General features: G+C 72.2%; 16 protein-coding genes. 6 read left to right on the top strand and 10 right to left on the bottom strand.

The annotated features are described in order from the left end of the window. Positions 1 to 82: 82 nt before the first annotated feature. The 3 genes from ABZ860_RS41330 to ABZ860_RS41320 are packed head-to-tail and all read right to left on the bottom strand — an operon-like array spanning position 83 to position 4,219. Positions 83 to 1,903 carry an ABC transporter ATP-binding protein gene (locus ABZ860_RS41330; protein WP_357231800.1) on the bottom strand — a complete coding sequence of 607 codons (1,821 nt, stop codon included), beginning with the start codon at positions 1,901 to 1,903 and terminating at the stop codon, positions 83 to 85. Further along, positions 1,900 to 3,627, bottom strand: a complete 1,728-nt coding sequence (locus ABZ860_RS41325; RefSeq protein ID WP_357231797.1) for an ABC transporter ATP-binding protein — start codon at positions 3,625 to 3,627, stop codon at positions 1,900 to 1,902. Before ABZ860_RS41325 ends, ABZ860_RS41330 begins: the two co-directional genes overlap by 4 nt. 1 nt (position 3,628) lies before the next feature. Beyond that, a complete protein-coding gene (locus ABZ860_RS41320; protein ID WP_357231794.1) occupies positions 3,629 to 4,219 on the bottom strand; it encodes an NAD(P)H-dependent oxidoreductase in 591 nt (196 codons plus the stop codon). A 112-nt stretch (positions 4,220 to 4,331) separates the two neighbouring features. Between ABZ860_RS41320 and ABZ860_RS41315 the strand changes: the two genes are divergently transcribed. After that, the gene (locus ABZ860_RS41315) at positions 4,332 to 5,084 is read left to right on the top strand and encodes a TetR/AcrR family transcriptional regulator (RefSeq protein ID WP_357231792.1); all 753 of its coding nucleotides are present in this window, start codon (positions 4,332 to 4,334) and stop codon (positions 5,082 to 5,084) included. 22 nt (positions 5,085 to 5,106) lie between these two features. On the opposite strand, the gene ABZ860_RS41310 is transcribed toward ABZ860_RS41315, so the two are convergent. After that, positions 5,107 to 5,361 carry a ferredoxin gene (locus ABZ860_RS41310; RefSeq protein ID WP_357231789.1) on the bottom strand — a complete coding sequence of 85 codons (255 nt, stop codon included), beginning with the start codon at positions 5,359 to 5,361 and terminating at the stop codon, positions 5,107 to 5,109. Then, positions 5,358 to 6,527: a Rieske 2Fe-2S domain-containing protein gene (locus ABZ860_RS41305; protein ID WP_357231786.1), complete on the bottom strand. Its 1,170-nt coding sequence runs from the start codon at positions 6,525 to 6,527 to the stop codon at positions 5,358 to 5,360. Before ABZ860_RS41305 ends, ABZ860_RS41310 begins: the two co-directional genes overlap by 4 nt. Positions 6,528 to 6,699: 172 nt before the next feature. On the opposite strand from ABZ860_RS41305, the gene hsaA reads away from it, so the two are divergent. Both hsaA and ABZ860_RS41295 read left to right on the top strand, forming a co-directional pair. Next, complete coding sequence (hsaA, locus tag ABZ860_RS41300) at positions 6,700 to 7,866, top strand: 3-hydroxy-9,10-secoandrosta-1,3,5(10)-triene-9,17-dione monooxygenase oxygenase subunit (protein WP_357231783.1); 1,167 nt, start codon at positions 6,700 to 6,702, stop codon at positions 7,864 to 7,866. A 125-nt stretch (positions 7,867 to 7,991) separates the two neighbouring features. Next, positions 7,992 to 8,609, top strand: coding sequence for a TetR family transcriptional regulator (locus ABZ860_RS41295; RefSeq protein ID WP_357231780.1), 618 nt, complete (start codon positions 7,992 to 7,994; stop codon positions 8,607 to 8,609). Between the two features lie 28 nt (positions 8,610 to 8,637). Here the strand turns inward: ABZ860_RS41295 and ABZ860_RS41290 are convergent, their stop codons facing one another. Beyond that, a complete protein-coding gene (locus ABZ860_RS41290; protein ID WP_357231777.1) occupies positions 8,638 to 9,564 on the bottom strand; it encodes a 3-oxoacyl-ACP reductase in 927 nt (308 codons plus the stop codon). A gap of 255 nt (positions 9,565 to 9,819) precedes the next feature. Here ABZ860_RS41290 and ABZ860_RS41285 point away from each other — a divergent pair, with 255 nt between their 5' ends. Beyond that, positions 9,820 to 11,445: a beta-1,3-glucanase family protein gene (locus ABZ860_RS41285; RefSeq protein ID WP_357231774.1), complete on the top strand. Its 1,626-nt coding sequence runs from the start codon at positions 9,820 to 9,822 to the stop codon at positions 11,443 to 11,445. Positions 11,446 to 11,497: 52 nt separating this feature from the next. On the opposite strand, the gene ABZ860_RS41280 is transcribed toward ABZ860_RS41285, so the two are convergent. The 3 genes from ABZ860_RS41280 to ABZ860_RS41270 form a co-directional block, all read right to left on the bottom strand. Continuing rightward, positions 11,498 to 12,415, bottom strand: coding sequence for a DMT family transporter (locus ABZ860_RS41280; protein WP_357231771.1), 918 nt, complete (start codon positions 12,413 to 12,415; stop codon positions 11,498 to 11,500). Between the two features lie 102 nt (positions 12,416 to 12,517). Next, positions 12,518 to 14,173, bottom strand: coding sequence for an AMP-binding protein (locus tag ABZ860_RS41275; RefSeq protein WP_357231768.1), 1,656 nt, complete (start codon positions 14,171 to 14,173; stop codon positions 12,518 to 12,520). A gap of 133 nt (positions 14,174 to 14,306) precedes the next feature. Then, complete coding sequence (locus ABZ860_RS41270) at positions 14,307 to 15,698, bottom strand: PLP-dependent aminotransferase family protein (RefSeq protein WP_357231765.1); 1,392 nt, start codon at positions 15,696 to 15,698, stop codon at positions 14,307 to 14,309. A 91-nt stretch (positions 15,699 to 15,789) separates the two neighbouring features. Between ABZ860_RS41270 and ABZ860_RS41265 the strand changes: the two genes are divergently transcribed. Together ABZ860_RS41265 and ABZ860_RS41260 are read left to right on the top strand one after the other, a co-directional pair. Continuing rightward, complete coding sequence (locus tag ABZ860_RS41265) at positions 15,790 to 17,037, top strand: Tm-1-like ATP-binding domain-containing protein (RefSeq protein ID WP_357231762.1); 1,248 nt, start codon at positions 15,790 to 15,792, stop codon at positions 17,035 to 17,037. Position 17,038: 1 nt separating this feature from the next. Then, positions 17,039 to 17,869, top strand: a complete 831-nt coding sequence (locus ABZ860_RS41260; protein ID WP_357231759.1) for a phosphoenolpyruvate hydrolase family protein — start codon at positions 17,039 to 17,041, stop codon at positions 17,867 to 17,869. A gap of 550 nt (positions 17,870 to 18,419) precedes the next feature. On the opposite strand, the gene ABZ860_RS41255 is transcribed toward ABZ860_RS41260, so the two are convergent. Further along, positions 18,420 to 19,256: a helix-turn-helix transcriptional regulator gene (locus ABZ860_RS41255; protein WP_357231757.1), complete on the bottom strand. Its 837-nt coding sequence runs from the start codon at positions 19,254 to 19,256 to the stop codon at positions 18,420 to 18,422. Positions 19,257 to 19,267: the final 11 nt, after the last annotated feature.

Here is a 19,267-nt window from a genome sequence, read left to right as displayed (position 1 = left end):
CCTCGCCCTGGGGGGTGAGCCAGGCGACGTGCTCGGTGAGGATCTCCAGGCCGCGCGCCTCTGACGGACCGCCGTTGCCGCGTCAGCTCGCGGGCACCGGGTCCGGCGCCGCGGGCTGGGCCCCGGTGAGCTGGGCCCCGGTGAGCTGGGCTCCGGTGAGCTGAGCACGGTGGAGCCGGGCGTAGGCGCCGCCCGCCGCCAGAAGCTCGTCGTGTGTGCCCTGCTCGACGATCCGCCCCTCGTCCATCACGAGGATCAGGTCGGCGTTCCTGACGGTCGACAGCCGGTGGGCGATGACGAACCCGGTGCGCCCGGCCCGCAGCGAGGTCATGGCCCGCTGCACCAGCACCTCGGTGCGGGTGTCGAGCGCGCTGGTGGCCTCGTCGAGCACCAGGATCGGGGGATCGGCCAGGAACGCGCGGGCGACGGTGACGAGCTGGCGCTCGCCCGAGCTCAGCCCCTCGCCGTCGTCGTCGACCACCGTGTCGTACCCGTCGGGCAGCGTGCGCACGAGGTGGTCGACGCCGGTGGCCCTGGCCACCTCGACGATCCGCTCGCGCGGCACGTCGCCGGCGCCGTACGCGATGTTGTCGGCGATCGTGCCGTGCCGCAGCCAGGTGTCCTGGAGCACCATGCCGATCCTGGCGCGCAGCTCCTGCCTGGGGACCCGGGCGATGTCGACGCCGTCCACCGTGATCCGGCCGCCCGTGACGTCGTAGAAGCGCATGAGCAGGTTGATCAGCGTGGTCTTGCCCGCGCCGGTCGGGCCGACGATCGCGACGGTCTGCCCCGGCTCCGCGACCAGGGACAGGTCCTCGATCAAGGGACGATCGGGCGCGTACCGGAACGAGACGTTCTCGAACGTCACCCGCCCTGTGGCGGTGGCCGGAAGGCGGACGGGGTCGGCGACGGGCTCCTCCTCGTCCTCGTCGAGCAGCTCGAAGATCCGCCCGGCCGAGGCGAGCACCGACTGCAGGAGGGTGGACATCGACGTGACCTGGTTGACCGGCTGCCCGAACTGCAGGCAGTACTGGATGAACGCCTGCACGTCGCCCACCGACAGCGCGCCGGCCGCCACCCGCAGGCCGCCGATCACGGCGACGAGTACGTAGTTGAGGTTCATGACGAGCGACATCGACGGACCGATCAGGCTGGACAGCAGCTGCGCCCGGAACCCGGCGCGGAACACCGCGTCGTTGCGCTCGCCGAACTCCCGTACGGCCTCGCGCCGCCGGCCGAAGACCCTGACCAGGGCGTGCCCGGTGTAGGTCTCCTCGATGTGCGCGTTGAGCCGGCCCGTGGCCGCGAACTGCTCGGCGAACCTCGGCTGCGCCCGCCTGCCCACCGACCTCGCCGCCACGACGGACAGCGGCACCATGACCACCGACACCAGGGCGAGCAGCGGCGAGGTCCACACCATCATCGCCAGCACGCCGACGAGCGTGAGCAGCGCGGTGACCGCCACGCTGAGCACCTGCTGCAGCGTCTGGCCGACGTTGTCGACGTCGTTGGTGGCCCGGGAGAGCACATCGCCCCGCTGCCGCCCGTCGAAGTAGGCCAGCGGCAGCCGCGCGAGCTTGGTCTGCGTCCGCTCCCGCAGGCGGAAGACCAGCCGTTGCGCGATGGTCGCGGTCGTCCGCTGCTGGGCGAAGGAGAGGAAGAACGCGGCCAGGTAGCAGGCGAGGGCGCCCAGCAGGACCCGGCCGGTCGCGGCGAAGTCCACCCCGTGGTGCCCGGACACGCCCGACAGCACCAGGTCGGTGGCCGCGCCGAGCAGCCGGGGGACCGCCACGGTCAGGGCCACGGCCCCGGCCGCGCAGGTCAGGGCGGCCACGGCGAGCGGCAGTTCGGGGCGGGCCGTCTCCACCAGACGCCGGACGGTTCCGTGCTTCGGGGCTGTCATGCGGCCACCTCCTGGCCTGTCTGGGAGAACACGATCTCGCGGTAGGCGGGGCACGAGGCCATCAGCTCCTCGTGGGTCCCGGCCCCGGCGACGCGGCCCTCGTCGAGCACCACCAGCCGGTCGGCGTGCCGGGTCGAGGAGATCCGCTGGGCGACCAGGACGACGGCGACATCGCGGGTCTGCCGCGCCAGCGCGTCCGCGAGCGCCCGCTCGGTGACCGGGTCGAGCGCGGAGAACGGGTCGTCGAGCAGCAGCACCCGGGGACGGGCGACCAGGGCCCGCGCCACCGTCAGGCGCTGCCGCTGGCCGCCGGACAGCGACGCGCCCCCCTGCCCGAGCGGCGTCTCCAGGCCCTCCGGCAGCGCCTCCACGAACTCGCGCGCCTGCGCGACCTCCAGCGCGTGCCACAGCTCGGCGTCCGTCGCCTCGGGCCTGCCGTACCTGAGGTTGCCGGCGATGGTGCCGGAGAACAGGTACGGCCGTTGCGGCACCAGGCCGACGACGCCGGCCGGCTCCTCCGGGGGCAGCGACGCGACGTCCGTCCCGTCGAGGAGCACCCGCCCGCCGGTCGGGTCGAGCAGCCGGGCCACGAGGTTCAGCAGGGTGGTCTTGCCCGAGCCGGTGGAGCCGACGACCGCGACGGTCTCGCCGGGGCGGACGAGGAGGTTGACGCCGCGCAGCACCGGCTCTTCCGCTCCCGGGTAGCGCACGTGCGCGTCGCTGACCTCGACCTCGCCCTTCCAGGTCCGATCCGTGCCGGACGGCGACGTGAGCGGCTCCGTCCCGGTCTCCAGCACCTCGCGCACCCGGAGGGCGGAGACCCGGGCGCGCGGCGCGGCCAGGACGGTGAAGGTCGCGAGCAGGGCGGACCCCAGGATCACGGCCAGGTAGTTCAGGAACGCCACCAGCGAGCCCACCTGGGTGACGCCGTCGTCGACGAGGTGCCCGCCATACCAGACGACCGCCACGCCGCACAGGTTGCCGATCAGCATCCCGGCGGGATACATGACGGCCGTCAGCCGCGCGGCGCGTACGGCGTAGCCCAGCAGCGCGCCGTTGGCCTCGGCGAACCTGGCGCGTTCGCGGTCCTCGGCGGCGAACGCCCGGACCACCCGGACCCCGGCGATCTGCTCGCGCACCAGCCGGTTGACCTGGTCGACGCCGCGCTGCGTCGCCTGCGACAGCGGGGTGAGCCGGTGCAGGATCACCCACAGGACGGCCGACAGCGCCGGCAGCGCGACCAGCAGCAGCGTGGACAGGCGCAGGTCCTGCCGCAGCGCCATGACCACCCCGCCCAGGAAGATCATGGGCGTGGCGGCCAGGCCGGTCAGCCCCATGAAGACCAGCGTCTGCACCTGCTGCACGTCGCCGATCGTGCGGGTGATCAGGGACGGCACTCCGAAGCGGCCCACCTCTCGGGACGAGAACGACTGGACCTTCGCGTAGACGGCGGTGCGCAGTTCGTGACCGACGGCGGCGGCGGTCCTGGCGGCGAGGGCTCCCACCACGGCCGAGCACAGGACCTGTGCCAGCGTCCCGGCCACCATGACGCCGCCCAGACGCAGGATCAGCCCGGTGTCGCCGCGCAGCACGCCGTCGTCGATGAGCGTGGCGTTGAACGTGGGCAGCAGGAGGGCGGCGAGCGCCTGCGCGATCTGGAGCACGGCGATCAGAGCGACGGCGCCGCGACGGGCACGCAGGCCGGAGCGGAGCAGGGAGCCCATCTCAGCCCCCGTACGGGTGTGCCGCCCGCGCGTCGCGCAGGGCCCGGCCGAACCAGACGAGCTCGTCGAGCATGACCTTGGCGGCGCCCTCCGGGCCCGCGGGATCCTTCGGCCAGTTCCCCTCGGCGTCGAACAGCGTCCACGGGCTCTGGAAGGCGACGGAGTCGCGGATCGTCACGGCGTGCAGCTCGGCGAAGACCAGCCGGAGCTGCTCGACGGCCCGCAGGCCGCTGGACATGCCGCCGTAGCAGACGAAGCCGACGGGCTTGGCCGCCCACTCCCGGTGGTAGCTGTCGATCATCAGTTTGAGCGCGGCGGGGAAGCTGCGGTTGTACTCCGGGGTCACGACGACGAAGGCGTCCGCGGCCTCCACCCGGGGCCGCAGCCCGACGACCTCCTCCGGCTTCTCGCCGCCGAAGTGCCCGCGCAGCCCGTCGGGGAGCCGGGTCTCGGCCAGGTCGACCACGTCGAGCGCGACGTCGCCGCGCCGCTCCGCCTGGCCGGCGAACCAGTTCGCGACGAGGGGCGCCACCCTCCCGTCCCGGACGCTGCCGATGATCATCGCCACATTCAGCCGGTCTTCTCCGGGCATGATTCCTCCACAAGGTGAGTACGGCGTACGCAACGAGTACACCGTACGCGCAGATGCGTACGACGTACAAGTCCGAGTACGATGTACACACCCAACCGGGAGGAGCACGACGATGGCCGGGAAGCAGGCGGACCACGCTGCCGACGACACAGGGGACGGCGCGCACGAGTCCATCTGGCAGCGGATGGAGCGCCCCGCCCGGCCTCCCCGCGCGGCGCTGACCCATGCGCAGATCGCCACGGCGGCCGTGGAGATCGCGGACGCCGAGGGACTGGACGCGGTCTCGATGCGCCGGCTGGCCGAGCGGCTCGGCGTCGCCACCATGGGCCTCTACCGCTACGTGCGCGGCAAGGACGACGTGATCGAGCTGATGGTGGACACGGTCTACGCCGAGGAGGCGCAAGCCGCCGAGGGCGGCGACTGGCGGGAGATCCTGCGCGTGTCCGCCCTGCGGCTGCGCGACCTCCTGCTGCGCCATCCCTGGCTGGTGGAGACCACGGCCCACTCAGGGCCGCTGACCCCCAACTTCATCGCGCGCACCGACCGGCTGCTCGCGTCGCTGGACGGCCTCGGCCTCGACGCCGACACGGCGATGACCGTCCTCGGCACGGTCACCGCGTTCGTCACCGGGGCGACCACCGCCCGGATCAGGATGGCCAGGCTGATGCGCAAGGAGGGCGCGGAGAAGATGGACGACCTGCGCACCCTCTACTCGAGCCGGATGAGCTGGCTGCTGGAGTCGGGCCGCTATCCGGCGTTCGAGCGCTACATCCGCCAGGGCGTCAGGAAGGACGACGACGACTGGCAGTTCGAGCTGGGGCTGGACAGCGTCCTCGACGGCATCGCCGCCCGGCTGGCCATCTGAGCTCGGTACGCATCCTCGCCGATCACGATTCCTCCCGTACGGCGATCTCGCCGTCGAGCGCGGCCTGGACGATGGAGTCGCGCAGCGCCGCGCAGCCGGCGAAGATTCCGGGCCCGGCGGTGCGGCGCTCCTGGCAGGTCCCGGCCGCGTCGGCGTTCCACTGCACGCTGGTCTGGTGCCAGCTCGCCTTGCGCACCTCCACGCCGGCGCCGCACCTCCTGCAGGTCAGCGGCTGCATGGGCGCGTCGAGCAGCCGGTCGTCGGGGCGGATCGTCATGCGGGCAGGCCCGTGCCTGCCGGAAGCTCCGCGGCCTTGCGGGCGAGGTTCTCCTCGACCTCTTTCTTCCACGCCTCGACCGGGCGGGTGGTGTCGAACTCGAACTCGAAGCGCTCCACCATCTCCGGCCTGACGTCGGCGACGTCCACGTAGAACTGCTCGTACCAGCGGCGCAGCTGGTAGACCGGCCCGTCCTCCTCGCACAGCAGCGGGTTGTCGATGCGGGCCTTGTTCTTCCAGATCTGCACGTCCTGGTCGAAGCCCTTGAGGATGAAGGAGCTCATCCGCCTGGCCATCGCGTCGGCCGCGGGCCCGGGGAGCGTGTCGGTGCGCTGCACGATGATCCCCGAGTGCAGCACGAACGCGTTCGCGTCGATCGGGTAGTGGGCGTTGATCAGGACCGAGTCGATGTCCATCGTGTCGTAGTGGTACGTCAGATCGTCGATCATGAAGGACGGCCCGTGGTACGACGCCACCGAGTCGTTGCCGAGCAGCCTCGGCTCGCCGTCCTTCGCGGGCGGGCGGGTGTCCTGGCGGCCGTTGCCCTTCATGATCTGCGTGGCGACGTGGCCCTCGAAGATGTTCTTGAAGTACGTCGGGAACGAGTAGTGCACGTAGAAGAAGTGCGCCATGTCGACGACGTTGTCCACGACCTCGCGGCAGTTGGTGTTCACGACGGTCTCGGTCCAGACCCAGTCGGTCCAGTCGTCCCGCGTCGCGCCCTCGATCCGGGGGATCGTGACCTCCGGCGGCGGCGGGTTGCCCTCCGGGTCGTTCCACACGAACACCAGGCCGTCCTGGTCCATGGTGGTCCAGGCGGCGGTGCGGGCGCGCAGCGGGACCCGGCGCGCATAGGGGATCTTCTTGCAGCGGCCGTCGCCGCCCCAGCGCCAGTCGTGGAACGGGCAGGCGATCTCGTCGCCCTTGATCGTGCCCTGCGACAGATCGCCGCCCATGTGCCGGCAGTAGGCGTCGAGCACGTTGATCCTGCCGTCGCCGCTCTGGAAGACCACGAGCTTCTGGCCGAAGGCGCTGACCGTGTGCGGCTTGCCGTCCTTGAACTTCTCCGACAGGCCCAGGCAGTGCCAGCCCCGGGCGAACCGCGTGGGCACCGCCTCCGCCTCGATTCTGCGGACGTCGTCGTTCCCGGCTACTCCTGCAGTCACCTTGATCCGACCCTTCAGGACGCACGTTCTCTCAGTCCGCCAACGTAGGAGCTGCGGCGGCCCGCCGGACGGCGAGTCTCATTGGCCGGGAGTGTCCTGACATGCGGTCATCGGCTCCACGCACCATCATGGACGGCATCTGACCGACGAGCGTGACACGGAGGACTCCCAGATGAGCAACGAGGTCCTGGACGCGGTTCGGGCGCTGCTGCCGAAGATCGCCGAACGGGCCCGGTCCACCGACGAGGACCGGCGGGTCCCGGCGGAGTCGATCAGGGAGCTGGTCCAGGCCGGGGTCTTCCGGATGCTGCAGCCGAAGAGGTACGGCGGCGTGGAGAGCGATCCGGTGAGCTTCTACGAGGTGGTCCGGGAGATCTCCGCGGTGTGCGGGTCGACCGGCTGGACCGTCGCCGTGCTCGGCGTGCACCCCTGGCAGCTCGCCCTTTTCGACGAGGCCGCCCAGGACGAGGTGTGGGGGAGCGACCCGGACGCGCTGATCTCCTCGTCGTACGCGCCGGTCGGGCGGCTCGTCCCCGTCGAGGGCGGCTACCGGCTGTCCGGCCGGTGGCGGTTCTCCTCGGGCTGCGAGCACGCGTCGTGGGCGATGGTGGGCGGCCTCGTCCTCGGCGACCAGGGCAGGCCGGTGGACTTCATGACCGTGCTCGTGCCCCGCTCCGACTACCTCATCGCGGACGTGTGGGACGTCATCGGGCTGCGCGGCACGGGCAGCAACGACATCATCGTGGAGGACGCCTTCGTGCCCGCGCACCGCGTGATGCGCAACTACGACATGGCGCAGCTGCGCGGTCCCGGTCAGAAGGTGAACACCGGGCCGCTCTTCCGCATCCCCTTCGGCACCGTGTTCACCACCACGATCACCGCCCCGGTCATCGGGATGGCCGCGGGCTGCTACCGGTCGTACGTGACCGCGATGCGCGACCGCGTACGGCTCAGCCTGGGCGGCGGCCGGTTCGCCGAGGACCAGTTCGCCCAGGTCGCCGTGGCCCGCGCGGCGTCGGAGATCGACGCGGCGATCCTGCAGACCGACCGCAACGTGCGGGAGGTGTACGAGCACGCGGTGCGGGGCGAGACGATCCCGGCCGAGCTGCGGCTGCGGGTGCGCAGGGACCAGGTGCGCGCCACCGAGCGGGCGCTGGAGGCGATCGACATCCTGTTCAAGACCGCCGGCGGCAACTCTCTCAGCCGGGGCAACCCGATCGAGCGGGCCTGGCGCGACGCCCACGCGGGCAGCGTCCACGTGGCCAACGACGTCGAGCGGGCCCTCGCGATGTACGGCAAGGGCGAGTTCGGCCTGGCCGTCGAGGACAACCTGATCTGACGGACGTCCCGCGCCGGCACCGGGCTGCCGGCGCAGGACGTCCCACTGAGTGGTATGGAGCAGTAGCAGGCGCGGGCGCACGGCTGTGTATCGTCGTTGCGACACACGAACGGTCAGGGGGAGACGTGCCGAGGATCGCCGAGGTCAGGGCGCCGGCGGAGCCCAGCTCGCCGGAGCAGCGGGCCCGGCACCTGCGGATCCTGCGCGCGGCCGCCCGGATGGGCGCCGAGAAGGGCCTCGAGCGCGTCCAGATGCACGAGGTGGCCAAGGAGGCCGGGGTGGCGATCGCCACGCTGTACCGGTACTTCCCCTCGAAGACCCACCTGTTCACCGCCGTGATGGCCGAGCAGATCGACCGGTTCGACGAGAGCGTCCCGCAGCCGAAGCCGGGCACCGCGCCCGAGGACGCCGTCGCCGACGTGCTCGTGCTGGCCAGCAGGCAGTTGCTGCGCCGCCCCGCGCTCGCCACCGCGATGCTGCAGTCGGCCAGCTCCGCCAACGCCGCCGCGGTGGCCGACGCCGGCCGGATCGACATGAAGTTCCGGCAGATCGTCCTGCGCACGCTCGGCATCCAGGAGCCGACCGTCATGGACGTCACGCTGATCCGGCTGCTCATGCAGTGCTGGCATGGCGTGCTGCAGTCGAGCCTGAACGGCCGGGCGTCGGTCCCCGACACCGAGAGCGACATCCGGATCGCCTGCCGGCTGCTGCTCGGGGCCCGCTCCAACGCCGCCTCCCGCTGAGCGGGACGCCCTCCGCTCTGTCCCGGTTTCAGCGGGCGAGGTTCCGCACGCCCGTGGTGTCGAGCCGCGCCACCGAGTAGGCCGCGTAGGTCCGGTGCGGGTCCCGCCCGTGGAAGTGCGCGGTGACCTGCGCGTCCAGCTCCTCCACGGAGAACACCCCGCCGGCGGCGGTGAACATGCGCTCGACGGTCGGGGCCGCCAGGAGGGCCACCATGTCGCCGTGCACCACGAACACCTGGCCGTTGATCTCCTCCGACGCGGGGGAGGCGAGGTAGGCGACGAACGTGGCCACCCGCTCGGGGGCGAGGACGTCCAGCCCGCCCACCTCGGCGCCGTCGCCGAACACGTGCGCCGTCATGCCCGTACGGGCCCGGGGGCAGATCGCGTTGGCCCGCACGCCGTACCGCGACAGGCCCTGGGCGGTCGACAGGGTCAGCGCGACGATGCCGGCCTTGGCGGCGGAGTAGTTCGGCTGACCTGCCGGCCCGAACAGGAACGCCTCGGAGGAGGTGTTGATCACACGGCCGTGGACCGGGCCGCCGGCCGCCTTGCTCGCCGCCCGCCAGTGGACCGCGGCGGCGCGCGACAGCGCGGCGTGTCCCTTGAGATGGACGCGGATGACGTCGTCCCAGTCGGACTCGGTCAGGTTGAACAGCATCGTGTCGCGCAGCACGCCGGCGTTGTTCACCACGATGTCGAGACCGCCGAATTCGTCCACGGCCGCCTGGACGAGGCGGTCGCCCGTGGCCCAGTCGCCGATGTCGCCCGTCACCGCGACGGCCCTGTGGCCGAGCGCCCTGATCTCGGCCGCGACGTCCTCGGCCGCCGGGCCGACGTCGTTGACGACGACGTTCGCGCCGCGTTCCGCGAGGGCGAGGGCCTCGCTGCGGCCCAGGCCCGCTCCCGCGCCGGTGACGACGGCGGTCCTGTTCTCCAGGCTCGTCTTCGAGCTCATCCGCGCGCTCCTGCTCGTTCGGCGATCGGGCCAAGAACCAGTACGTCTTCCAGTTTTCGCTCGTCGAGATGTCCGCGGTCGTGGGCATCCCACCCAGCGGCACAAGGATCGGCCTCATGCTGTGCGGAGCAGGGCCGACGGGTATTGACGCGCGGTCAGTCAACAGTAAAGTTACTTTACTGAGAGCGCTCTCAGGGCTTGTCTTCGCAGCTTGTCTCCGCAGCTTGTCTCCGAACCCCCCAGAGGAGCCGAGAGATGCACGTGTCGTTCCTGCGATGGCGGCGGGCTCTGCTCGCCGTCGTGGTGCTGGCCCAGGCGGTCGTCCTCGCCGCCGGGCAGCAGGCGGCGAACGCCGCCGTCGCGCAGTTGCCATTCACGATCACCAACAACTCCGGCCGGGGCGACGCGACGTACGTCTACGTCGTCGCCCGCAACGCGGCCACCGGCCAGCAGGGGTACGTGGACGCCTCGGGGACGTGGCGCCCGTGGAGCTTCCCCTCGTCGATCCCCAACGGGCCCGTCCCGGCGCCCGACACCTCCATCCCCGGACCGGGCAACGGCGCCAGCACCACCATCAGGCTGGCGCCGAACCTGTCAGGCGGCCGCGTCTACCTGTCGATGGGCGCCAAGCTGCGGTTCTTCCTGACCACGAACGGGCTGGTCGAGCCGGCGCCCTGGGTCGACAGCGACCCCAACGCCGCCATCCTCTACGACTGGACGGAGTTCGCGCGGACGAGCAACGGCGGCACGGGCATCTTCATCAACTCGACCACGGTCGACATGTTCGGCATCCCGATGACGGTCAGCGTCACCGACGCCTCCGGCAACACCCAGACGCAGGGCATCCCCGGCAACCGCACTGGCATCCTCAACGCGTTCGCCGGGCTGGGGTCGCCGTGGTCGGGCCTGACGACGACGCGGGCCTCCGACGGCCTCCCGCTGCGCGTGCTCGCGCCCGCGCACGCCATCGCCAAGGGCCAGTTCCCCTCGACCTACCTCGATGCCTACGTGAGCGGGGTGTGGTCCTACTACGCCACGCACCCGCTGACCGTGCAGACGTCGCTGGGCACCTTCACCGGCACCACCAGCGGCACGAACTGGACGTTCAGGAACGCGTCCGGCGCCGTCATCGGGACGCTCGCCAAACCGGCCACGAGCGACGTCTTCGCCTGCTCGGGCGGCATGCAACCGCAGAACCAGCCCGACGAGGCCGCCATCCTCGCGGTCGGCGCGCGGGTGTGCGCCGCGCTCAACCGCGCGACGCTGTCCACGGCCGGCCGGGTCATGTACGACACCCAGCCGACGACGGACGCGACGAAGTTCTACGGGCAGTCCGCGTCGAACCTGTTCAGCAAGACGATCCACGCCAACTCGCTGAACGGTCTGGCCTACGGCTTCTCCTACGACGACGTCGGCGGGTTCGCCCCGACGATCGACCAGCCGAACCCGTCGTCGGCCGGGATGACGATCGGGAGCTTCGGCACCGGAGGCACGGCCGCCGGCCGGCCGATCATCGGCCCGGGCGGCAAGTGCGTCGACGTCGCGGGCGACGACACGGGCGGCAACAACGCGCCGGTGCAGCTGTGGGACTGCCAGTCGTACGCGAAGGACCAGCTCTGGAGCTGGAGCGGGCAGACCGTGCGCACCCTCGGCCGCTGCCTCGACGTACAGTCGGGCGGCACGGCCAACGGCACCCCGTTGCAGCTGTACGACTGCAACAACACGGGCGCGCAGAACTGGGTGCGGCTGTCCGACGGGTCGATCCAGAACCCCCAGTCGGGCCGGTGTATCGACGCCCCCGGCGGCGCGACCGCGAACGGCACCCGTCTGCAGATCTACGACTGCAACGGCACCCCCGCACAGCGCTTCGTCATCCAGTGAAGCACCGGCCCGGCGGTGCACCCCCTCGCACCGCCGGGCCGGACCGCCCGCCTCATGAGTCGCGGGCGGACCGGGTGGTGGCGAAGGTGCCGCTCGCGAGGATCACGGCGCAGCCCGCCAGCTGGAGAGGGGAGGGGTGCTCGCCGAGGACGGCCCAGCCGAGGACGAGGGCGCCGACGGGCGTGAGCAGCAGCAGGATGGCCCCGACGTGGCTGGCGAGACGGGGCGAGGCCACGGCGACGAGAAGCCAGCCGAGCACCTGTCCGAAGAGCGCGACCAGGGTCAGCCACCCGACGGCCGTCCATCCGGGCGTCAGATCGACGCCCTGCCAGAGGGCGCCCGCGGCCAGAGAGGCGACGGTGGCGGCGACGGTCACCCACAGATAGGACTGCACCGCCTGCCCCTGCTGCCCTCCCCGCCGCAGCAGGAACAGGAAGCCTGAGTAGCACACGGCCGCCAGCACGGCGTGGACGGTCCCGAGGAGCGGCCGGCTCCCGCCGGCGCCGCCCTCGGCCACGCCGCTCGCCAGGACCACGCCGAGCAGGAGGAAGGGGAGGGACACGACGAAGCGGCGGGGCGGCGGCTCGCGGTCCACCAGCAGGGCGAGCAGCGGCACGATCACCACTTGGACGTTGACGAGCACGGTGGACAGCCCGGCGCCGACCTCGCTGATCGCCGCCGTCCACAGCAGCATGTCCCCGGCGAACAGGGCGCCCGCGGCGAGGGTGACGGCCCGCCTGCGCGCCGGCATCGGGCCTTCGCGCCCGCGCTCCAGCAGCGCGAGCGGAACCAGCACGGGAAGGGCCAGCAGACAGCGGAAGAACGAGGCGGTGCCCGGCGAGGTGCCCGACAGGTGGATGAGCACGGCCGAGGCCGACACGAACAGCGCCCCCAGCGTCATCGACACGGACGGGTGGCCCGCGGCCGGGCCTGTCACGCCCGCGGTCCGGCTCTCGCTCACTGAAGTCATGGACGCCCCCGGCTTCCGGCGGTCCGGTGTGATCCGCTACGGCTACCCGAGCTACCCCTCGGCGCGGAGTCCACGCCTCTCCTCAGCCGGCGCCACGGCGGCTCAGGAGTCGGCGATGCCGAGCACGCGCGTGACCTCCTGGCGGATCACCTTGCCGGTGGCGTTGCGCGGCAGCGCCTCGGTCGTGATCCGCCAGCGCGACGGCACCTTGAAGTAGGCGAGGCGCTCGCGCAGGTGCGCCCGCAGGTCGTCCTCGCCCACGTCATACCCGCCCGCCGTGACGACCACGGCGACGACCTCCTGGCCGAGGTCGGCGTGCGGGGCGCCGACCACGACGCACTCCACCACCGCGGGGTGTTCGGCCAGCGCGTTCTCGACCTCGGCGGGGTAGACGTTCTCCCCGCCCCGGATGATCAGATCGGAGCGGCGGGCGCTCAGGCGCAGCCGTCCGTGCTCGATCACCCCGATGTCGCCGGTGTGCAGCCACCGGTCCTCCCGGATGGCCTGAGCGGTGGCCTGCGGGTCCCGCCAGTAGCCGAGCATGTTGTAGGGGCTGCGGACGCAGACCTCGCCCTCCTCGCCCTCCGGCAGCGGCTTGCCCTCGGGATCGCGGATCTCCAGCCGGACGGTGGCGATCGGGCGGCCCAGCGTCCCCGGGGCCTCCTCCAGGTCGGCCGGGGTGGCGACGGAGATCGCGGTGGACGACTCGGTCAGGCCGTAGCTGTCCACCAGCGCCTGCCGGGCGACCGGCAACGCCTCGCGCAGCCGCTGCTTGAACGCGGGGGAGGACGGGGCCGAGGCCAGCGCGAAGGCGGTCAGCGACGACAGGTCGTAGCCCGACAGGTCGCCGTGCTCGATCAGGCGGCTCGCCATCGTCGGCACCGCGCCCCAGTTGGTGACCCGCTCCCGCTCGATGAGCCGCAGCACGCGATCCACGTCGAAGGCGCCCAGATGCATCACGGCGGCGCTGCCGGTCGCGAGGCGGGGCACCGCGAGATTGTGCAGGCTCGCGATGTGGAACAGCGGCAGCGCCAGCAGGTAGCGCCGGTCCGCCGCGTCCATCGGGTCGCCGAACGCCTGGGCCAGCGCGTCGTTCATCCGGTGGTATTCGACCACCGAGGTGAGGTTGCGGTGCGTGTGGACCGCGCCCTTGGGACGGCCCGAGGTGCCGCTGGTGTAGATGATCACCGCGGGGTCGTCCTCGGCGGCGGCGTGCGGGGACGGCGGAGCGCCCGCATGGCGCTCGACCAGCCGGGGGAGGTCCTCCTCGAGGGTCAGGACCGTCGTCCCCGCGGGGGCGAGCGCGGCCCGCCTGGCATCGGCGACCAGCACCTTCGGCTCCGTGTGACCGAGGGCGTACTCGACCTCGCCGCGTGACCACCACGCGTTGTACGCGACCGCGACGGCGCCGACGGCGACCGCCGCCCAGAACGACACGATCCAGCCCGGGTGGTTGGCCGCGTTGATCGCGACGCGGTCGCCGGGGCGCACACCGTACTCCTCGCGCAGCGCGGCGGCGAGCGCGGCCACCCGGCGCGCGTGCTCGGCGAAGCTCAGCCGCTCGTCCGCCGTCACGATGTAGTCGCGGTCGCCGTACGCGGCCGAGGCGGCGAGCACCTCGCCGAGGTTGCGGCGCCGGTTCTTGAAGACCGCCATGCGCGTGCCGAGGACCTCCTCCTCGGCGAGCTCGAACGCCCCGCCGGGGCCGGTGAGCCCGGCCGTCACCGCCGCCGCCGCGAGCCTCGGATCTGTCGCCATGCCTGCCAGTTCCCCTTCACGCCGGGATGCGCCGTGAGCCGGAGTCCGTCCGTGGCCGAAATTGTCGGCAACGGCCGGGCGCGGGATGCCGGCACTCCCGGTCACCGGGACCGCATGCCCACGACGCCGTAGCTCATTCGAGCAGTTCGACCGCGTGCGCGAACTGCTCGACGGGCCTCCAGAACGGCAGCCGCAGCCGGGAGCGCTGCGCGTTCGAGGGGGAGAAGGCCGGGCCCGCGGTGACCAGCACGCCCCTCCTCCGTGCGCGTTCGGCCAGGGCGACGGCGTCGGTTCCGGTGTCGATCCACAGCGCCGTGCCCCCGTGCGGCGGCGTCCACCGCCACGCCGGGCGCAGTTCCGCCAGGACCGCTATCGCGTCGGCGAGATGGGCACGCAGGCGCCGGGCGCGCTCCTGCCGGGCCCGATCGGCCTGCGCGAGGAGCTCGGCGGTCACCATCTGGTCGATCACCGGCGCGGCCAGGTCCAGTGCCGCCTTGGCCTGTGTCAGCCGCATGATCATCGGCCGCTCCGCGCGGATCCACCCGACCCGCAGCCCGCCCCAGAGCAACTTGGACGCGGTGCCGATCCGGATCATCGAGCCGGGATTTCCAGGGCCGGGCAGCGGGGGCCGGACGCCGCGGTCGTCGAGGACGAGGTCGGCGCAGGACCGGTCTTCGATCGTCAGCAGGCCGTGCCTGCCGACGATCTCGCTGAGCCGCTCCCCGCTCGCCGCCGGCCAGCTGATCCCGGTGGGGTTGTGCGCCGCGGGCTGGCAGTAGAGGAGGGCGGCCCGGTGCGCGACCCTTTCGAGGTGGTCGAGGTCGAGGCCGTCCTGCCGTACGGGCACTCCCGTCAGCCGCGCCCCGGCCGTACGGAACGCCTCGATCGCCCCCCGATAGCTCGGCTCCTCGACCAGCACCTCGTCACCCGGTGCCACCAGGGACGACGCGCACAACCAGACGGCCTGCTGGGAGCCGGACGTGACGAGGATCTGGTCGGGCCCGGTCGGCAGCCCCTGCAGGGTGTACTGCTCGGCCACGACCGCACGGAGCCGGGGCAGCCCCGCGGCGTAGTAGCCGTCATCCGCGAGGTAGACGTCGAGCTCGCCCAGGTCGACCGCCGCGACGACGTCCCGCACCAGCGACAGGGCGGGCAGGGCCCCGCTGGACAGGTCCAGCTCGACCGGCCGGCGGGTGCGGCCGAAGGACGCCAGCCGTCCCTCGACGACATGATCCCCTCCCGCGCTCCGGCCGCGCCGGATGCGCGACCCCGACCCCTGCCGGGACGTCAGCTGTCCCCGCGCGGCCAGCTCCGCGTACGCCTCGGCGACGGTCCCGCGGGACACTCCCAGCGCGGCGGCCAGCGCGCGCTGCGGCGGCAGCGCGGCCCCGTCGACCAGCACGTTGCCGGCGATCAGCTCGGCGAGCGCGCCGGCGAGCGCGTGCGGCAGCGGCACGTCCTCCGCCCGCCACCCCCCGATCAGACGGGCCAGCGCTGCGCTGTCGACATGTTCCGCACGGGCCATGGACCAATTCTGCGCGATTGGCCTGGCCGATCCGATAAGGGCCCGACATCCTCGACCGTACGCGCAGGTCGACGACGACAGGGAGGTCGCGGTGGCGACGGTGGTGCTGCTGGGAACGCTGGACACCAAGACCGAGGAGTATCGCTGGGTCCGCGACCGGCTGCGCGACGCGGGCTGCGACGTGCTGCTGATCAATGTGGGCACCTTCGCCCAGGGGGCGGAACTCGCCGACATCGGCGCGGAGGAGGTGGCGCGGGCGGCGGGCACCGAGCTCGACCGGCTCCGCGACGCCCGCGACCGCGGCGCCGCGATGGACGCGATGGCGACCGGCGCCGCCGTGATCGTCCGGCGGCTGTTCGACGAGGGGCGCCTCGACGGGCTTCTCGCGATCGGCGGCTCCAGCGGCTCGTCCGTCGCGGCCCGCGCGCTCCAAGCCCTGCCCGTCGGGGTGCCCAAGCTGCTGGTCTCGACCATGGCCTCGGGTGACGTCGGCCCCTACGTCGGGGACGTCGACGTCACTCTCATGTACTCCGTGGTGGACATCTCCGGCATCAACCGGCTCTCGCGCGCGGTTCTCGGCAACGCCGCCGCCGCGGCGGCCGGGATGGCCCAGCGGTACGCCCGGGTCCGCACCGAGATTGGCACAGAGGCCGGCGGCGAGCGGAAGCTGGTCGCCGCCACGATGTTCGGGCTCACCACGCCCGCCGTCGACGAAGCCCGTGACTATCTGACGAGCGCCGGATACGAGGTGCTGGTCTTCCACGCCACCGGTTCCGGCGGGCGGGCGATGGAGGCCCTCGCCGCCTCCGGGATGCTCGACGGCGTCCTCGACCTGACCACCACCGAACTGGCCGACGACCTCGTCGGCGGTGTGCTCACCGCAGGCCCCCACCGGCTGGAGGCGGCGGGGCGAGCCGGCATCCCGCAGGTGGTCAGCGTGGGCGCGCTCGACATGGTCAACTTCGGGCCCCGCGAGACCGTGCCGGAGAGGTTCGCGGACCGGAAGTTCCTGGTGCACAACCCCACGGTCACCCTCATGCGGACGACCCGCGAGGAGATGGCCGAGCTGGGCGCCAGGATCGGCGACAAGCTCAGCCGCGCCACCGGGCCGGTGGAGGTCTACCTGCCGCTGAAGGGCGTCTCCGGGATCGACGTCGAAGGAGGGCCGTTCGCCGACCCCGACGCCGACGCCGCCTGCTTCGCCGCGCTCCGGGACCGCCTGAAGGACACCGGCGTCCCCGTCCACGACGTGGACGCCGCCGTCAACGATCCGGGCTTCGGCCGGGCCGCGGCCGAAGCCCTGCACCGCCTCATCCGCGCACGTCGAACTGGAGAATGAGATGAACCGCGAGACCGCTCTCGGACGCCTGCGCGCCACCGTCGAGGCCGGCCGCCCCATCATCGGCGCGGGCGCCGGCACCGGCCTGTCGGCCAAGGCCGCCGAGGCCGGCGGCGTCGACCTGCTGATCATCTACAACTCGGGCCGCTACCGCATGGCCGGGCGAGGCTCGCTCGCCGGGTTGCTCCCGTACGGCGACGCCAACGCGATCGTCGTCGACATGGCCAGGGAGGTCCTCCCGGTCGTGCGCGACACCCCCGTGCTGGCCGGGGTCTGCGGCACCGACCCCTTCCGTCTCATGGGCCCGTTCCTCGACCAGCTCAAGGCGATGGGCTTCGCCGGCGTGCAGAACTTCCCCACCGTGGGCCTGTACGACGGCAAGTTCCGGCAGAATCTCGAGGAGACCGGGATGGGCTACCGGCTCGAAGTCGACATGATCAGGGAAGCGCGGCGGCGTGACCTGCTCACCGCCCCCTACGTCTTCGACGCCGAGCAGGCCGCGGCGATGGCCGAGGCCGGAGCCGACGTCCTCGTGCCCCACGTCGGCTTGACCACGAGCGGCAGCATCGGCGCGGCAACCGCCCTCACCCTGGAGGAGGCGGCCGTCGCGGTGCAGGAGATGCGCGATGCCGCCGTCGCGGTGAACCCCGACGTCATCGTGCTCTGCCACGGCGGCCCCATCGCCGAGCCGGAGGACGCCCAGTTCGTCCTCGACCACACGAACGGGATCGCGGGCTTCTTCGGGGCGTCGTCGATGGAGCGCCTCCCCACGGAGAAGGCGATCGCCGCCCAGGCGACCGAGTTCAAGAGCCTGCGGCTCAGCCCTGCCTGACGCTCGCCACCTGGGTCTGCCGGGTTAACCCGGTGAACGTTGCCGGTCACAGCACTAGGTGGCAGCGCAGGCATGATGGGACTCGGCCTCGTGCCACCCCTCTATACATGGAGTCGATCCTTCGCAATCACATTGACCTCAATCTCCTCCCTCGCGCCCGAGCGCGTGGTTCCGGTAATGGTGGTTGTGCAGAGGGACCGGAGCGCGCCCCGGGTCAGATGGCGGTGCGGCCGCCGTCGGCGGCCACGACGGCGCCGGTCACGTAGCTTGTGCCGGTCGGCCCACGTCTTGAGCCGCTCGGCGCGGGCCTACTGGGTCACCCGCAGCCCCTCGGTGCCGAAGAACATCCGCAGCGGCGAGCGAGCCGCCGGCTATGGGGGCCCAGGAGCGGTTCGCAGCCGGCACGAAGGAGGGGACCGGTCGCTTCCCGAGTGAACAGTGATCGTTTTCCAGATCTCATATGCAAGGGAGGGCCGGCGCGGTCTCTGCTCGGCAGCGTCGGTGTCGGCCGAGACGGCTTCATAGAGGCCGCTGATGTGCGTGGCCTCGGTCAGGCGATGGCAGTCAGAGCGGTAGAACGGGCCGTGACGAGGGTGCGCAGGGCGTTCTCGGTGGCATGGTCGGCCGGGGTGAGGACGAACAGGCGCTGGTCCGAGCTGTCGAGCGCGCGGAGCATGTCATAGGCCAGGGTCATCAGCCCAACGTCGTGGCGCAGGATGCGCTTGGTGCCGCGGGAGCGTTCCTCGACATGCTGGTCGGCCCACCAGGCGGCGAACTGCGGGCTCGTGGCACGCAGATCGGCCACGAGCCTGGCCAGGACCGGGTCGCCGGGGTGGCGGGCGCTGTTGGCGCGCAGATTGCCTACGGTCTCGCGGGCGAAACGTTCCCAGTCGAGCTGCCCCTCCCGCATGTCCGGCTCGCAGAACAGGATGCGGGCGGTGTTGCCCAGCCGCCCGGCCCCGAACTCGGCGCCGAACAGCGCCTTGGCAGCGTTGTTGCAGGCCAGGATGTCGAAGCGGAAGTCCATGACGTAAGCGGGCAGCAACGGCATGCCGTCCAGCAGCGCGCGCAGAGACGGCGAGAGCGGGGCGGGAACGTACTGCGGCGGCGGTGCCTCGCCCCGCGCGACCAGGTAGAGATGCCTCCGCTCGGCGGCACTGAGCCGCAGCGCGGTGGCGACGGCATCCAGTACGGCGGATCCAGGCGTGCCAACGCGGCCCTGCTCCAGCCGGATGTACCACTCCACGCTGACCGCGGCGAGCTCGGCCACCTCCTGGCGGCGCAGCCCCGGTGTGCGCCGCCGCCCACGGCCGGGCAGCCCGGCCTCCTGAGGGGTCAGCCGTTCCCTGGCCGCCCTCAGGAACGCTCCCAGCTCATCACGTCGCATGCCGACAAGCA

Source organism: Microbispora sp. NPDC046973 (assembly GCF_040644495.1).
Classification (GTDB): Bacteria; Actinomycetota; Actinomycetes; order Streptosporangiales; family Streptosporangiaceae; genus Microbispora.
This window is presented reverse-complemented; position numbering and strand designations above follow the sequence as displayed.

Excerpts from the sequence above, each read along its gene's own strand:
- ABZ860_RS41285 (WP_357231774.1), top strand. The coding sequence starts at position 9,820 with ATGCACGTGTCGTTCCTGCGATGGCGGCGGGCTCTGCTCGCCGTCGTG.
- ABZ860_RS41315 (WP_357231792.1), top strand. The coding sequence starts at position 4,332 with ATGGCCGGGAAGCAGGCGGACCACGCTGCCGACGACACAGGGGACGGC.
- ABZ860_RS41275 (WP_357231768.1), bottom strand. The coding sequence starts at position 14,173 with ATGGCGACAGATCCGAGGCTCGCGGCGGCGGCGGTGACGGCCGGGCTC.
- ABZ860_RS41320 (WP_357231794.1), bottom strand. The coding sequence starts at position 4,219 with ATGCCCGGAGAAGACCGGCTGAATGTGGCGATGATCATCGGCAGCGTC.
- ABZ860_RS41255 (WP_357231757.1), bottom strand. The coding sequence starts at position 19,256 with ATGCGACGTGATGAGCTGGGAGCGTTCCTGAGGGCGGCCAGGGAACGG.
- ABZ860_RS41325 (WP_357231797.1), bottom strand. The coding sequence starts at position 3,627 with ATGGGCTCCCTGCTCCGCTCCGGCCTGCGTGCCCGTCGCGGCGCCGTC.
- hsaA (WP_357231783.1), top strand. The coding sequence starts at position 6,700 with ATGAGCAACGAGGTCCTGGACGCGGTTCGGGCGCTGCTGCCGAAGATC.
- ABZ860_RS41260 (WP_357231759.1), top strand. The coding sequence starts at position 17,039 with ATGAACCGCGAGACCGCTCTCGGACGCCTGCGCGCCACCGTCGAGGCC.
- ABZ860_RS41330 (WP_357231800.1), bottom strand. The coding sequence starts at position 1,903 with ATGACAGCCCCGAAGCACGGAACCGTCCGGCGTCTGGTGGAGACGGCC.
- ABZ860_RS41310 (WP_357231789.1), bottom strand. The coding sequence starts at position 5,361 with ATGACGATCCGCCCCGACGACCGGCTGCTCGACGCGCCCATGCAGCCG.
- ABZ860_RS41290 (WP_357231777.1), bottom strand. The coding sequence starts at position 9,564 with ATGAGCTCGAAGACGAGCCTGGAGAACAGGACCGCCGTCGTCACCGGC.
- ABZ860_RS41270 (WP_357231765.1), bottom strand. The coding sequence starts at position 15,698 with ATGGCCCGTGCGGAACATGTCGACAGCGCAGCGCTGGCCCGTCTGATC.
- ABZ860_RS41280 (WP_357231771.1), bottom strand. The coding sequence starts at position 12,415 with ATGACTTCAGTGAGCGAGAGCCGGACCGCGGGCGTGACAGGCCCGGCC.